General features: G+C 67.0%; 11 protein-coding genes. 1 reads left to right on the forward strand and 10 read right to left on the reverse strand.

Features of this window, described 5'->3' with window-relative positions; translation table 11 throughout:
- Positions 1–2 precede the first annotated feature (2 nt).
- Genes NJD74_RS07810 through NJD74_RS07820 form a run of 3 tightly spaced genes read right to left on the reverse strand, consistent with a single transcriptional unit; the run spans position 3 to position 3,648 of the window.
- Entirely contained in the window at positions 3–1,346 is a 1,344-nt protein-coding gene (locus tag NJD74_RS07810) for a dihydrolipoamide acetyltransferase family protein (RefSeq protein WP_319623912.1), read from the reverse strand.
- A 3-nt stretch (positions 1,347–1,349) separates the two neighbouring features.
- Entirely contained in the window at positions 1,350–2,393 is a 1,044-nt protein-coding gene (locus tag NJD74_RS07815; protein ID WP_019183075.1) for an alpha-ketoacid dehydrogenase subunit beta, read from the reverse strand.
- A gap of 4 nt (positions 2,394–2,397) precedes the next feature.
- Entirely contained in the window at positions 2,398–3,648 is a 1,251-nt protein-coding gene (locus NJD74_RS07820; RefSeq protein ID WP_037553101.1) for a 3-methyl-2-oxobutanoate dehydrogenase (2-methylpropanoyl-transferring) subunit alpha, read from the reverse strand.
- A 262-nt stretch (positions 3,649–3,910) separates the two neighbouring features.
- Between NJD74_RS07820 and NJD74_RS07825 the strand changes: the two genes are divergently transcribed.
- Positions 3,911–4,822 (forward strand): LysR substrate-binding domain-containing protein, encoded by a 912-nt coding sequence (locus NJD74_RS07825; RefSeq protein ID WP_046273747.1) that lies wholly within the window; start codon positions 3,911–3,913, stop codon positions 4,820–4,822.
- Here the strand turns inward: NJD74_RS07825 and NJD74_RS07830 are convergent.
- The 7 genes from NJD74_RS07830 to NJD74_RS07860 all read right to left on the reverse strand — a co-directional run bounded on the left by NJD74_RS07830 (position 4,792) and on the right by NJD74_RS07860 (position 14,854).
- Positions 4,792–5,988, reverse strand: a complete 1,197-nt coding sequence (locus NJD74_RS07830) for a hypothetical protein (protein WP_102788365.1) — start codon at positions 5,986–5,988, stop codon at positions 4,792–4,794. The genes NJD74_RS07825 and NJD74_RS07830 overlap by 31 nt on opposite strands.
- Positions 5,985–6,989, reverse strand: coding sequence for a class A beta-lactamase (bla, locus tag NJD74_RS07835; protein ID WP_070473110.1), 1,005 nt, complete (start codon positions 6,987–6,989; stop codon positions 5,985–5,987). Before bla ends, NJD74_RS07830 begins: the two co-directional genes overlap by 4 nt.
- Positions 6,986–8,029, reverse strand: a complete 1,044-nt coding sequence (locus NJD74_RS07840; RefSeq protein ID WP_319623913.1) for a DUF1611 domain-containing protein — start codon at positions 8,027–8,029, stop codon at positions 6,986–6,988. The genes bla and NJD74_RS07840 overlap by 4 nt, the downstream gene beginning before the upstream one ends.
- A gap of 194 nt (positions 8,030–8,223) precedes the next feature.
- The gene (locus NJD74_RS07845; protein ID WP_319623914.1) at positions 8,224–10,431 is read right to left on the reverse strand and encodes a TonB-dependent receptor; all 2,208 of its coding nucleotides are present in this window, start codon (positions 10,429–10,431) and stop codon (positions 8,224–8,226) included.
- A gap of 79 nt (positions 10,432–10,510) precedes the next feature.
- Positions 10,511–11,815 (reverse strand): peptide MFS transporter, encoded by a 1,305-nt coding sequence (locus tag NJD74_RS07850; RefSeq protein ID WP_102788367.1) that lies wholly within the window; start codon positions 11,813–11,815, stop codon positions 10,511–10,513.
- Between the two features lie 19 nt (positions 11,816–11,834).
- The gene (locus NJD74_RS07855; protein ID WP_319623915.1) at positions 11,835–13,859 is read right to left on the reverse strand and encodes a serine hydrolase domain-containing protein; all 2,025 of its coding nucleotides are present in this window, start codon (positions 13,857–13,859) and stop codon (positions 11,835–11,837) included.
- A complete protein-coding gene (locus tag NJD74_RS07860; protein ID WP_319623916.1) occupies positions 13,856–14,854 on the reverse strand; it encodes a dipeptide epimerase in 999 nt (332 codons plus the stop codon). Before NJD74_RS07860 ends, NJD74_RS07855 begins: the two co-directional genes overlap by 4 nt.
- Between the last annotated feature and the right edge of the window lie 23 nt (positions 14,855–14,877).

A 14,877-nucleotide genomic window follows, 5' to 3' on the forward strand; every position in this document is an offset into this window, starting at 1 on the left:
GCTTACTCCACGAACAGCAGGGCCGGGGTTTCCAGGCGCGTACGGATCGCCTGCACGAACTCGGCCGCATCCATGCCATCGACGATGCGATGGTCGAACGAGGACGACAGATTCATCAGCTTGCGCGCCACCACCTGGCCCTCGCGGAACATCGGGCGTTCGATGATGCGGTTCACGCCGACGATCGCCACTTCCGGGTGGTTGATGATCGGCGTGGAGACCACACCGCCCACCGCACCCAGGCTGCTGATGGTGATGGTCGAGCCGGACAGCTCCTCACGGGTCGCTTTGCCCACGCGCACGGCGTTGGCCAGGCGCGCGATCTCGGTGGCGGTCTGCCACAGATCCAGCGACTCGGCATGCGCGACCACCGGCACCGACAGGCCGACCTCGCTCTGGGTCGCGATGCCCAGTTGCACGCCTTCATAGCGGGTCACGATGTTGGCCTGGTCGTCATAGCGGGCGTTCATCTGCGGGAAGTCGCGTGCGGCCAGCACCACGGCGCGTGCCAGCAGCGGCAGCAGGGTCAGCTTGCCGCGCTCCTTGGCCCAACGCTCGTTGAGCTTGGCGCGCAGGGCTTCCACTTCCGTGACGTCGATTTCTTCCACATAGGTGATGTGCGGAATGGTCGTCCAGGACTGCTGCATCTTCTGCGCGATCTTGCGACGCAGGCCGATGATCGGCACCTGCTGCTCGCCGGTACGGCGCGCGTAGCTGCTGCCGCCGGCACTGCCACCGACCGGCTGCGCCTTGCCACCGGCGGCGGCGTAGGCATCCAGATCGGCCTGCAGGATGCGCCCGCCCGGGCCGGTGGCCGGCACATAGCGCAGCTCGATGCCCAGGTCCCAGGCGCGGCGGCGCACGGCCGGCGAGGCCAGCGGGGCTTCACCGGCGTTGAGCACGCCGTTGGTCACCGCGCCACGCGCGTCCTGCTTGGCGGCACAGGCGGGTGCGGAGGCAGCAGCGGCCTTGGCCGGCGTTGCAACCGGTGCAGGTTCGGCCGCGGCCGCAGGTGCAGCTGCCGGCGCCGCAGCCTTGGGCGCAGCAACCGGTTCGGCAGGCGCGACGGCAGCCGGTGCACTGGCGGCGCTGGCATTGCCGGCGCCGTCCACTTCCAGGCGGATCAGCTCGCTGCCGACGGCCATCATCTGGCCGGGCGTGCCGCCCAGCGAGACCACGGTGCCTGACACGGGCGAGGGGATCTCGACCATGGCCTTGTCGGTCATGACCTCGGCCACGACCTGGTCTTCGGCGACCGGGCCACCGACCTCGACCTTCCAGGTGATCAGTTCGACTTCGGCGATACCTTCACCGATGTCCGGCATCTTGATGACGTGATGTCCCATGGTTCAGTCCTCCAGCACGCGCTGCATTGCATCGATGACCCGGGACGGACCCGGGAAGTAGTCCCATTCCTGCGCGTGCGGATACGGGGTGTCCCAGCCGGTGACGCGTTCCACCGGGGCCTGCAGGTGGTAGAAGCAATGCTCCTGCACCAGCGCGACCAGTTCGGCGCCGAAGCCGCAGGTGCGGGTGGCTTCGTGCAGCACGATGCAGCGGCCGGTCTTCTTGACCGAATTGACGATGGCCTCCAGATCCAGCGGCCACAGGCTGCGCAGGTCGATCACTTCGGCATCGATCCCGGCATCTTCGGCGGCGGCCTTGGCCACCCACACGGTGGTGCCGTAGGTGATGATCGTCAGGGCCTTGCCTTCGCGGGCGATGGCGGCCTTGTCCAGCGGCACGTTGTAGTAGCCCTCCGGCACCAGGTTGTCCGGGTACTTGGACCACGCGGTGACCGGGCGGTCGTGGTGACCGTCGAACGGGCCGTTGTACAGGCGCTTGGGCTCCAGGAAGATCACCGGATCGTCGTTCTCGATCGAGGCGATCAGCAGGCCCTTGGCGTCGTACGGGTTGGAGGGCATGACGGTGCGCAGCCCGGTGGCGTGCGCGAAGATCGCTTCCGGGCTCTGGCTGTGGGTCTGGCCACCGTAGATGCCACCGCCGCACGGGGTGCGGAACACCAGCGAGGAGGTGAAGCTGCCGCCGGAGCGATAGCGCATGCGCGCCGCTTCGGACACGATCTGGTCGTAGGCCGGGTAGATGTAATCGGCGAACTGGATCTCGGCGACCGGGCGCAGGCCGTAGGCGGCCATGCCGATCGCCGCGCCGGCGATGCCGTTCTCGGAAATCGGCGCATCGAACACGCGCTGCTTGCCGTACTTGGTCTGCAGGCCGTCGGTGCAGCGGAACACGCCGCCGAAGTAGCCCACGTCCTGGCCGAAGACCACGACGTTGTCGTCGCGTTCCAGCATCACGTCCATCGCCGAGCGCAGCGCCTGGATCATGGTCATCGGCGTACCGCCGGTGGTGTTCTGTTCAATCCCGCTCATGTGTTCAGACTCCCAACTGCTGACGCTGGCGACGGAGGTGTTCGGGCATGTCCTTGTAGACGTCTTCGAACATGAGGGCCGCGCCGGGACGATTGTCGCTGCCGAGCAACCCGTGGGTCTCGGCTTCCTTGAGGGCACGCAGGATCTCGGCATCCAGTTCGGTGCGCAGTTCGTCGTGCTGCTGCTCGCTCCACAGGCCGCGCTTGATCAGGTGCTGCTTCAGGCGGTCGATCGGATCGCCGAGCGGGAACTGCTGGGCGTCATCGGCGGGGCGGTACTTGGAGGGATCATCCGAGGTCGAATGCGGCCCGGCGCGGTAGGTCACCCACTCGATCAGGGTCGGGCCCAGATTGCTGCGGGCGCGTTCGGCGGCCCAGCGCGAGGCGGCGTACACGGCCAGAAGATCGTTGCCGTCCACACGCAGCGACGGAATGCCGTAGCCCACGCCGCGCGCGGCGAAGGTGGTGTTCTCACCGCCGGCAATCGCCTGGAAGGTGGAAATCGCCCACTGGTTGTTGACCACGTTGAGCACGACCGGGGCGCGGTACACGTGCGCGAAGGTCAGCGCGGCGTGGAAATCGCCTTCGGCGGTGGCGCCATCACCCACCCATGCGGTGGCGATGCGGGTGTCGCCCTTGATCGCCGAGGCCATCGCCCAGCCCACCGCCTGGATGTACTGGGTGGTGAGGTTGCCGGAGATCGAGAAGAAGCCGTAATCCTTGTACGAGTACATGATCGGCAGCTGGCGGCCCTTCAGCGGGTCGGCCGCGTTGGACAGCACCTGGCACATCATGTCCACCATGGGCACTTCCTTGGTGACCAGGATGCCCTGCTGGCGGTAGGTCGGGAACTGCATGTCGTCATCGCGCAGGGCCAGGGTCTGACCCACCGCGATGGCTTCCTCGCCCAGGCACTGGATGTAGAAGGAGGTCTTCTTCTGGCGCTGGGCGATCAGCATGCGCGCGTCATAGGCGCGCGTCTTGAGCATGGCGTGCATGGCACGCAGCAGCACCGCGTCGTCGATGTCGGCGGCCCAAGGGCCCACGGCGTCGCCGTTGTCGTCCAGCACGCGGATCAGCTGGCCGGTCAGCGGCGCGGTCTGGCTGGCGCTCACATCCACGGGCGGCTTGTCGACCGCGCCGGCGGGGCTCAGCTTCAGATAGGAAAAGTCGGTGGCCTCGCCGGGACGGGCGCTGGGCTCGGGCACGTGCAAACGCAACGGTTCACTCGTGGCGGGGATCTGGGGTGATGACATGTCAGGGGCCTCGCTGGGCTTGGGTCATGGAGCTACAGGCATACCGCAGGCGGGGGGCAACGGTAATGGCGATGTTGGCGCGCCGACATCCGGTCAGGATCTCGTCGCGAAGCGGGTAAGGACCAGCGCTTGCAAGGCGGCTGGGGCCATGGCGCATTGCACCCGATGTGAAGTCTAGAGGCACAGCGGCTTATCGTAAATTTGTTTAATTGCGTATGAGGTATTGTTTATTCAGATATCTTCATTCCGCGGGAGCTCGTGCATGCAAATCCCAGCCAACATGACCCTGCGCCAGCTGCGGTACTTTGCCGAAGCTGCCGAGTTGGGGCAGTTCTCACAGGCCGCACGCAAGCTGCACGTCTCCCAGTCGGTGATCACCACGGCGGTCGCCCAGCTGGAAACCTCGCTGGGGCTGAAACTGTTCGACCGCATGCCGCACGGGGTCGGACTGACCGCCGAGGGCCATCGGTTCCACCAGCATGTGCGGCACATCCTGGACACGCTGCAGGACGCCCTCAGCGAGCCGATGTTCCTGGCCAACACCCTGCCGGGCCGGGTCCGGATCGGCGCGTCCTACACCGTGCTCGGTTACTTCCTGCCGAGCCTGCTGGCGCGCTTCAAGCGCTCCTACCCGCAGGTGGAGGTGGATCTGGTCGATATGGACCGTGCTGCGATCGAGCAGGGCGTCGGCAGCGGTGACCTGGATTTCGGGCTGTGCATCATTTCCAACATGGCCGAGCCCTATGTGCTGCGGCGGCAGGTATTGATCCGCTCGCGCCGCCAGCTGTGGCTGTCCGAGTCGCACCCGCTGTTGCAGCTGCCGGTGATCAGCCCGGCCGACGTCGAGCCGTATCCCTACATCATGCTGATGGTGGACGAAGGGCAGGAGTCGGCGATGCGCTACTGGCGCTCGGTCGGGCGCGAACCCAACGTGGTGTTCCGCACCTCGTCGCTGGAAGCGCTGCGCGGCATGGTCGCCTACGGCTTCGGGGTCAGCATCCTGTCGGACATGGTCTACCGCCCGTGGTCGCTGGAGGGGCGCCGGATCGACGTACGCACCCTCACCGATGCGGTGCCGCCGATGGAAGTCGGCCTGGTCTGGCGCCCGGACGAAGACCTGTCCGCGCCGGCACGCGCACTGCATCAGTTCCTGGTCTTTGCCTGTGGCGGGTGAGCGCCGAGCGCATCGGCCAGCGCAGGCCGCGGATCGGGCAGCTCGCCCACGGGCGCGGTGAAGGCCTGCCCACGGCGCGTCCAGATCTGCCACGCCGAGTACGCCAGCAGCGGCACCACGTAGGTGGCCAGGATGGCGTAGGCCAGCAGCCGGTAGCCCTTCGCGATCAGCGCGACCAGTCCGATGCCATCGGCCAGGAACACGGCCATCAGCAGGATGGCGGCAATGATCGCCACCCGCATGCCGCGGCCCGGGGCGGCGCCGGTTCGCTCCTTCCAGTTGACGCTGATGCGGCCGTCCACCGAGGCCATCAGCGTGACCCCGGTTTCGACCAGCGCGACCATGATCATCAGCCGGAACAACCACTGGAACCACGGCAGGCCCAGTTGGCCGAGCATCAGGTCCGAGGGCAGGGGGGCGTCGGCGATGTCCGGCAGGAACGCGATCATGCAGATGTAGAACACGATCGCCGGCAGGATCGCCAACGGGCCGGCCAGGGCGCCGGCGATCACCGCATCGCGCCGGCACAGCAGGTGGCGCACCACCAGCAGGATCGAGACCGCCGCGAACATGTTGTAGCCGGCGTAGGTCACGCCGTTGAGCACCCAGTCCTGGCCCAGCTCATGGGTGTTGGACAGCTGCGCCATCGCGCCGCCGCCGAAGCGATAGAGGATCAGGCACGCGGCAATGGCGTAGACCAGGTACATGAACGCCGACATCAGCTTGAACATGCGTTCGACGGCGTTGGTCCCGGCCTGCACTACGCCGGTGATGATCGCCACCAGCACCAGCGTGCCGACGATCCGCGGCCAACCGAACATGGTCGCGGCGAGTTCACCAGCGGCCGCGCCGAATACCGCCAGCACCACCACGATCAGCGCCAGATAGGCCACTTCGAAGGTCCACCAGCCACGGCCCAGCAGATGCCGGAAGAAGGTGCGGTAGTCGTTGGCACGGATCGCCCGTGCCAACAGGAACGTCAGGATGCAGATCACGCTCCAGATCAGCATCGACAACACCATCGCGGCCAGGCCACCCCACGGGCCCGATGGCAGGAAAAACTCCGCCAGCTCACGGCCGGTCGCGTATCCGCCGCCGATCACGGCCGACTTGAACGCCAGACCGGGCAACAGATACCGCTGGAACCGGCTGGCGGCGGCGGTCACTTGCGGGCGGCCGCAGGCTGCAGCAGGTAGAAGTCGCGCACGGTGCGCGCGATCTCGGCGATCACCCGCTCACGTTCGCTGCGCGGGGCGTTGCTGGCTTTGACGAACACGGAGATCGCGAACCGGCTGCCGTCGGGCAGGGTGATCACGCCGACATCATTGACGGTGCCGGCCACGGTGCCGCTCTTGTCGGCCACCTTGGTGCCCGGCGGCAGGCTGCCACGCAGGCGCGCGCTGCAGGTCCGGCAACGTTCCATGATCTGCACCAGCACCTCGGTGCTGGCCGGGCTCAGGGCCTTGCCGGTGAACAGTCTGGTCAACAAGGTCGACATCGCGCGCGGGGTGGAGGTGTCGCGCGGGTCCTTGTCGAAGGCCTCGTTGCCGGCTTTCGTGCGCTTGACCACCTCCGGATCGAGGGTCAGTTCGGCGACGCGTTCCTTGGTCAACGGCTCATCGCCGAGGCCGAAGATATCGCTCAGCAGCTGGCGGGTGTTGCGGTCCAGGCGCTGGCCTTCGATGCCCTGCGCGCGCAACCAGGCGGTGACCGCGGCCGGTCCGCCGGCCTGCGCCACCAGCACATCGGTGGCGGTGTTGTCGCTCTGGGTCAGCATGACCTCCAGCAGGTTGTGCACCGACAGGCTCACACCGTCATGGATGAAGCGGTCCGCGATCACTTCCGAATCGACATAGAACGATTTCGGCACCGGCACCATCGTGGTCAACGCAAGTTCGCCGGCATCCACCTTGGTCAGGATCACTGCCGCGACCGCCACCTTGAACGTGCTGGCCATCGGGAACCCTTCGTCGGGGTTCAGATGGACCTGCTCGCCCTTGCCATCCAGTCGCCACGCCGAGACACCGACCTTGCCGTCGATCAGGGTGGCCAGCCGCGCCACTTCGGTTTCCACCGGGCTGGTCTTGCCGGCGCTGAACGCGGCGAGCGGGCTCAGGCCCAGCAACGCCGCCACGCACAGGCTCAAGGTACGGGATGTCATCTTCATGCGATGCAGGCCTCCAGCAGGCGGTTGAATTCCCCATCTTGCCGCATCGGATCGGCCACCGGCAGACCAAGACGCGCGCTGACTTCGGCGCAGGCGGCCGCTGCCGCGGCGTCGGTCATGCCATGGGTATTGAGACTGACGCCGACGCAGCGGATATCCGGATTGGTCCGGCGCCCCAGCTGCACGGTCAGCGCGATCACTTCCTCGATGGAGGGTAGCGGGTAGTCCGGATAGCCGAGCACGTGCTTGCGCCCCGGCTGGTGGCAGACCACGAACACGTCCGGCTGGCTGCCATGCAGCAGGCCGAGGCTGACACCGGCGTAGGCAGGATGGAACAGCGAGCCCTGGCCTTCGATGACATCCCAGTGATCGTCGGCCGCGTTCGGGCTGAGCAGTTCGGCGGCGCCGGCGGAGAAGTCGGCCACCACGGCGTCCATCGGAATGCCGCTGCCGGCGATCAGAATGCCGGTCTGGCCGCTGGCGCGGAAGTCGGCATCCACGCCGAGGCCACGCAGGCCACGCGCCAGTGCCAGGGCGGTGTACTTCTTGCCCAGCGCGCAGTCGGTGCCGACGGTCAGCACGCGCTTGCCGGTGCGCTTGCGGCCGTTGCCGACCGGAATGCCACGCGGCGGCACGCGCACGTTGATCAGTTCTCGCCCGTGGCGTTCGGCTGCGGCCGCCAGTTCCGGAATGTCACCCAGCTTCTGGTGCATGCCGCTGACCAGGTCCAGCCCGTTTTCCAACGCATCGATCAGGGCCGGCAGCCACTGCGGCGGAATCACGCCACCGCCGTTGGCCACGCCGATCACCATCGCACGTGCACCGGCGGCGCGCGCCTGTGCCGGCGTCATGCTCGGCAGGCCGGTGCTGATCGGGCAGCCCGGCAGGCTCCATTCGGCCACGCACACTTCCGGCGCCCAGTCATGCAGGCCGATCGCGGTCTTGGCGAAGCCCGCTTCGGTGGTATCACCCAGGAACAGCAGGTACGGCTGGGGGAGGGCGGCGAGGGCCTGTACGGCAGCGGTGGGCGTTGCGCTCATGGGGGATCCAGTAGTCGGGGGAGAGAAGAGAGGAGAGGCATTCACGACGATGGGCTCGCAGTTGTTAGACCTGGCTGGGTATGTATATGTCCTAATCAGAGAATATTCAACCCAATCAGGATAATCCTTTAGTCTCTCTTCCGACGGTGTGCCGGGCGATGGCATGAGCGCCACTGGGCGCGGTGCTGGGGCACTCAGTAGCGATAGTCGATCGACATGCCGATCGTGCGGGGCTGCACCGGCACCCCGGTCACCGCGACGTAGCGGTTGAGCGCGTCCCGCACCGAGCCGGTGGACACGTAGGCGCGCTCATCCGTGGCATTGCGGGCGTACAGGCGGACCGTCCACGTCATGTTGGTCAGCTCGGCATGCAGGTCCAGCGCGTTGTAGCTGTCGATGTCGTACGCCCCGGCCACGCGCTCGCCGGTGACGCGATAGCCGGCACCGACCCGGCCCTGCCACTGGTCGCTCACATCGACGTCGTAGTCGATCGTGCCCGACCAGCTCAGCCGCGGCGTCATCGGCATGCGGCTGCCCGAGACCAGGCCGCTGGAGGGCGGTACGTCGCCGATCGTCGAATCGATGTAGGCCGCATTGAGGCCGAGTGTGAGGCGCTCGGCCGGCCGCACCATCAGGCTCAGTTCCGCACCCTGGCTGCGCGCGCTGCCGGCGTTGCCCATCCAGCTCAGGCCGTTCTCGGAGACGCGCACCTGGATGTCGTCCCAGTCGATCCGGAACAGCGCCAGATCGATCATCGCGCGGCGGTCCCAGAAGTGCGATTTGAAGCCGAGCTCCAGGTTGTCCAGGGTGTCGGCCTTGGTCATCGGCACCACGCCGGAGGTCGATACGTTCGGTCCGCCCGGGCGGTAGCCGGTGGCGTAGCGCGCGTAGATCATCGCGCTGTCGTTGAGGTGCCAGCGCGAGGCCAGCTTCCACGTGGTCACGCTGTCATCGGCGGAATCGGCCAGATCGATCGGCCGCGGGCCGTACAGCAGGCCGGTGCTGTGCTGCTCGAAATCCTGCTGGTTGCGCGCATGCCGCACACCGGCGGAGACATCGAAGCGCGGGCTGAACTTGTACGTGACGTCGGCGAAGATCGCCTGCTCGTCATAGGTGCCGGGCAGGCTGGCGGTGCCGGGATTGAACGGCAGCGGGATGCCGTTTGCATCGTAGGCGCTCACCTGCTGGCGGTTGGCGTTTTTCTCGCCGGTGAAGAAGGTGCCCAGCAACCATTCAAAGCGCTCACTCTCCTTGGAGCTGAGGCGGAACTCCTGGGTCCATTTGCGGGTGCCGAGGAATACATCGAACTGCGCCTGGCCGGCCGGGTACGGCGTCAGCAGCGGCCATGCCACGCCATACACCAGCGTGGAGTCCTGCACCTCATCCATGCGGGTTTCGGAGAAGCTGGTCGCGGAGACGAAATCAACGTTGCCCAGGTCCCAGTCCAGGATCGCCGAGTAGTAGTCGGTCTCCATCCGGTACGGGGTCGCGCGCTGCAGGATGCCTTCGAGCGGGCCGCGGATCGGTTCCAGCGTGGGATAGGTCAGGCCCACCGCGCTGGAGTTGTCGGCATCCACGATCTGCGACAACGCCTGCACGCGCAGGTTGGCGGTGTCGCTGATGCGCCAGGTCAATGCCAGCCGGGAGGCGAGCTGGTAATAGCCGTTGCTGTCCCTGGCGTCGTCGCCGGTGAGGTCGGGCTGGTCCACATAGCCGGGCGTGCCCTGGCGCGACAGGCTGGCACGCAGGCCCAGCTTGCCTTCGATCAGCGGCACGTTGAACGAGGTGCGCACGCCGGTGCCCACGTCGCCCGCTTCCTTGGTGGCGTTGACGTCCATGCCGGCGCGGAACTCGAAGCTATCCGGATCGGCGGCCTTGGTGATGTACTTGAACAGGCCGCCCATCGAGCTGGCGCCATACAGCGTGCCCTGCGGGCCGCGCAGCACTTCCACGCTCTGGATGTCATACGGCAGCAGATCCAGCGCGTAGGTGGTCGCGCGCTGCTTGTTGCTGCTGGGGCCGATCGGGGTGTCATCGATGTAGGTACCGATGATCGAGCCGCCGCCGAGGGGCGCGACACCGCGCAGCGCCATCGTGGTCTGGCCCGGTGCGCCGCCACTGTCGACCTGGAAGCCGGGCACGTAGGCGGCGAAGTCGTTCAAGCGGGTCGCACCGAACGCTTCCAGGCGTTCTTCGCTGATTACGCTGACGCCGGCCGCCACCTCCATGACGTTCTCGCTGCGCTTCTGCGCGGTGGCCACCACGCGATCCAGCTCCACGACATCGGGGGTGCTGCGGCTGTCATCGGCGTCGGCATCCTGCGCCATCGCGGTGGTGGCAAGGCCCATGCAGCACAGGGTGATGGTGGAGGCGAGGATCGAGCGGTTGATCGGCTTGCGCATGTGGCGGTCTCTCCGGAATCAGGGACGGGGTCAGGCAGAAAACACGGTCGCCAGCCACGGCTGATATAGCCGCGTGGCGTCAGTCCGCAGGGGATTGGGTGGGGGCTGCGTTGTTGGCGAGCAGTGGCCGTGCCCGACGCTCCAGGCGCAGCAGCAGGAACGCAACGAACATGCAGGTGCCCGCCATCAGCGCGAAAAACACCGTGCTGGAAAGCGTCGACCACAGCGTGCCGACCGCGCCGGCCAGCAGGTTGCCGCCAAACGAGGCCAGGAACCAGAACGCGATGATGGTGGCACCGAAGCCCACCGGCGCCAGGCGGGCGAACAGGCCCAGTCCCACCGGCAGGATGAAGAGCTCGCCGAAGGTGAAGATCGCGAAGAACAGCGCGGCCCACAGCCAGCCGACCTTGGCCGACGGTTCACCGCCGAGCACCGCCACCAGCGCGAACGACAGGCCGACCACCGCGGCACCGATGGCCATCTTGGTCAGTGCGGCCGGCTCGCGGCCATCGCGTGCCTGGCGCGTCCAGCGACGCACCAGCAGTGGCGTGATCAGAAACACCAGCAGCGGGTTGAGCGAGAAGAACCAGGTCATTGGCAGGGTGAAGTCTGCGGTGAGCACGCGGTCCACCCCGGTGTCGAGCCAGATCGCGATCGTGTTGCCGATCTGCTCGTAGGCCAGGCGGAAGATCACGATCAACCCGGCGATCATCGTCATCAGCTGCAGCAAGGGCCGGTAGGCCGGCTGCCACAGCGCCGAGAACGGCAGCGTGGCGCGCTCGCTGCGCGGCGGATCCGGTGGCAGGTGGCGGCGGCCGGTGATGTAGATCACCAGCCCGAGCAGCATGCCGATGCCGGCGGCGGAAAAGCCCACGTGCCAGCCATACACCTCGCCCAGCGTGCCGCAGACCAGCGGCGCCAGAAACGCGCCGAGGTTGATGCCCACGTAGTACACGTTGAACGCCGAGCCACGTCGCGGGTCATCGCGCGTGTACAGATCGCCGACCTGGCCGGGAAGGGTGGGCAGGAACAGCCCGTTGCCCAGGATGATCGCCAGCAGCGCTGGATACAGCAGTGCATCGAAGGCCATCAGGAAATGGCCGAACGCCATGATCGCCCCGCCCAGGATCACCGCACGCCGTTTGCCCAGCCAGCGGTCGGCGAGCATGCCGCCGAACACCGGGCTGAGGTAGGCCAGCGCGGTGTACAGGCCATAGACCAGTGAGGCCTGTTCCTGCGAAAACAGCAGCTGCTTGGTCATGTAATAGACCAGCAGGGCCCGCATGCCGTAGTAGGAGAATTTCTCCCACATCTCGGTGAGGAACAGGATGGTCAGGCCTGGCGGTTGCCCGAACCAGGCCGTGCGCGGTGCTTGGAGGCTCATCGGGCGGGGCGTCCGGCGGTCAGAGCTGCAGGCCGGTACTGATCAGGCGCTGGGTGATGGCGACGAACGCGACCACCAGGCCTGCCAGTGCGACCACCCAGGCGCCGTAACGACGCACGCGCGGCCAGCTGGCCGGCGCGCGGACCGCCACCCAGACCAGCGCCACGGCGGCCAGGACACTCAGCCACGACAACGCCTGGACCAGGATCAACGGCCCGTTGGTGTACGAGGAGATCGCGCCCGGGCCAGCGATCGATTTCACGTACAGCGCCCAGGCGATCACGGTGCCCAGCTGCGTGGTGAGCGCCAGCGTCTGCAACCAGCGCAGGCCACGGCCTTCGACCGGTGCGATGGCGCGGTAGTAACGGCGCACGAACACGCCGCCGATGCGCAGGACGGCCGACAGTGTCAGCAACCCCAGTGCGACGAACAGCGCAGGGCGCAGCCACGCCGGCGAACGCCAGCCCGGAATCGGCTCGAAGCCGAACACCGAGGCGAACGGACCGCCGGAGAAGTACACCGGGCGGCCATCCTTGACCTTCACTTCCAGCAGGCCACGCCCGTTTTCCTGCTGCCACAGCCACGGTGACACCTCGCGCCAGCGCAGCAGCTGGCCGTTCAGGCCCTTCTGACCGTCAACGGTGATCGTGCCGTCCTCCTGCAGGTGCACGCGGGTCGGTGCGAACAGCGACAGCATGCGCAGATAGGAAGTGTCCGAACGGCGCGTGCTCTGCCAGTTCACCCCGGCCAGCGCAGCGGCATGCTCGCGGGCAGTGGCGGCATCCACGCCCGGGCCGGCGCGTTCGATCGGCAGGGTCGGCAGGAAGTTCTCGACGAAGCGCTCCCACACCTGGGCGCGCAGGGCAGAACCGGCGGCATCACGGCCCACACTGTTGGTGGAAACGAAGACGCCGATGTTGCGTTCCGGAATCATCCACAGCCACGAGTAGAAGAACAGCATCGTGCCGCCGTGCGAGCGGGTGTCATAGCCGCCGGTGTCCGAGGCCATCCAGCCCAGGGTCATGCGCGGCAGGTGCGGCAGGATCGCGGCCTGCGGGGTCAGCATCTGTGCGTTGGTCTCGGCCCGCATGATGCGCTGGCCGTCGAGTTCGCCGTGGTTGAGCGTGGCCATCATGAAACGTGACATCGCCGAACCGGAGGCATACAGACCGCCCACGCCCGGCGCGGTGTTCTTCTCGGCCGGGTAGGTTTTGCCCGAACCCAGCAGATACCCCTTGGCGGCGTGCGGCAGCAGCTCGGCCGGCAGTTTCTGTTCGAAGCTGGCGTACTGCATGTCCAGCGGCTGCAGGATGTGCTGCCTGGCGTAATCCTCGAAGCGCTGGCCGCTGACGCGCTCGACGATGTACGAGGCGATACCCGTGGCGTAGTTCGAGTACGCCGGCGTGGTGCCGGGTGCGGAGATCTGGTTGGGCACCCAGTCCTTGAGGTAGTTGTCGCGGTTGGCCGGATGGTCCGGACCCAGCACGATCAGGTAGCGCATGCGCTCTTCCAGACCGCTGGTGTGGGTCATGATCTGGCGCAGCGTGATCGGCTCACCCTTGGCCGGGACCTTGATGTCCAGGTAGGTGTTGATGTCGGCATCCAGGTCCAGTTTGCCCTGTTCAACCAGCTGCATCACCGAGGTCCAGACGAACAGCTTGGAGATCGAGCCCGGGCGGAACAGCGTGGTTTTGGGATCCACCGGCGTGCGTTTTTCGACATCGGAGAAACCGAAGCCGCGCTCGGTGACGACCCTGCCGTTCTCGACCACGGTGACCACGGCGCCGGCGAGGTCGCCCTGCGCCATCAGGTAGGGCACCAGGCCATCGAGGAAGGTATCGACCCGGGCCGCATCCAGCGTGCCGGTCGGCGCCGACGCGGGCGTGATGGTGTCAGGCGATTCGGTGGTCGCGGGCACCGGTGCAGCAGCAGGCGTCGGCGCCTGCGCATGCAGCGGCGAGAACGCTGCGGTCGATGCCAGCAGCATGCCGGAGATCAACATGCGCCATTGGGTCGCGCGCGGACGATGCGATGTCGTGTTCATGCGTGCACTCCCTTGCCCCATACGACGTCGTCGCAGTGCACCAGGCCCTCGTCGTAGCGCAGGCCCGGCACCCGGTCATCGCTCAGGAACAACGGACCATCCAGATCGACCACGTCGCAGTGCTGGCCCACGATGAAGGCCGGGCCCATCGCCCAGCTGCTGCCGATCATGTTGCCGACCATCACCTGCATGCCCAGGGCACGCGCCTTGCCGACCATCGCCAGGCCTTCGGTCAGCCCGCCGGCCTTGTCGAGCTTGATGTTGATCACGTCGAACAGACCCGCCAGCGCCTCGATTTCCGATGCGTCCTGCACGCTCTCATCGGCCGCGAACGGCAGCGGCCGTGCAAAGCCCTTGAGTTCGGCCTCGCGCCCGCGCTGCAGCGGCTGTTCCAGCAGCTTGATGTCGTTCTCCAGCAGCACCGGGATCAGGGCATCGAGCGCATCCACGGTATAGCCCTGGTTGGCATCCACGCCCATCCAGACATCCGGGCGCACCTTGCGTACCGCGCGCACGCGTTCGACATCGATATCCAGATCGCCGCTGAGCTTGAGCTTGAGTGCCTTGGCGGGCGCATAGCGACCGGTGGCGATCGATTGCATCGTCGCCGGGTCATCGGCGCCGAGGGTCCACGTGGTCAGCAGCGGGCGTGTCTGCGAAAGACCGGCCAGGGCCCAGGCAGGCTTGCCGGTGCGGCTCGCTTCCAGGTCCCACAGTGCGCAGTCCAGTGCATTGCGCGCGCCGCCGCGCGGCAGCAGCTGCTGCAGCTCGGCACGGGTGATGCCGGCTTCGATCCGCGCACGCAGCAGTTCCAGCGTGGCCAGCATCTGCTCGGGGGTGTCATCGAAGTAGTACACGCCGCTGGCTTCGCCACGGCCGCGATGGCCGCCGTCTTCCAGTTCCACGCGCAGTACCGGCGCGTGCTCGAACACGTAGCCGCTGATCCGGAACGGGGCCAGCAACGCAAGCGAGTCGATCTGCAGGGTCAATTTCACAGGATGTCTCCAGCCCCGTGGTC

Source organism: Stenotrophomonas sp. RG-453 (assembly GCF_033843685.1).
Lineage (GTDB): Bacteria > Pseudomonadota > Gammaproteobacteria > Xanthomonadales > Xanthomonadaceae > Stenotrophomonas > Stenotrophomonas bentonitica_A.

Coding starts and splice junctions, on each gene's coding strand:
- NJD74_RS07855 (WP_319623915.1), bottom strand. CDS start 13,859: ATGAACACGACATCGCATCGTCCGCGCGCGACCCAATGGCGCATGTTG.
- bla (WP_070473110.1), bottom strand. CDS start 6,989: ATGAAGATGACATCCCGTACCTTGAGCCTGTGCGTGGCGGCGTTGCTG.
- NJD74_RS07810 (WP_319623912.1), bottom strand. CDS start 1,346: ATGGGACATCACGTCATCAAGATGCCGGACATCGGTGAAGGTATCGCC.
- NJD74_RS07845 (WP_319623914.1), bottom strand. CDS start 10,431: ATGCGCAAGCCGATCAACCGCTCGATCCTCGCCTCCACCATCACCCTG.
- NJD74_RS07825 (WP_046273747.1), top strand. CDS start 3,911: ATGCAAATCCCAGCCAACATGACCCTGCGCCAGCTGCGGTACTTTGCC.
- NJD74_RS07820 (WP_037553101.1), bottom strand. CDS start 3,648: ATGTCATCACCCCAGATCCCCGCCACGAGTGAACCGTTGCGTTTGCAC.
- NJD74_RS07850 (WP_102788367.1), bottom strand. CDS start 11,815: ATGAGCCTCCAAGCACCGCGCACGGCCTGGTTCGGGCAACCGCCAGGC.
- NJD74_RS07815 (WP_019183075.1), bottom strand. CDS start 2,393: ATGAGCGGGATTGAACAGAACACCACCGGCGGTACGCCGATGACCATG.
- NJD74_RS07840 (WP_319623913.1), bottom strand. CDS start 8,029: ATGAGCGCAACGCCCACCGCTGCCGTACAGGCCCTCGCCGCCCTCCCC.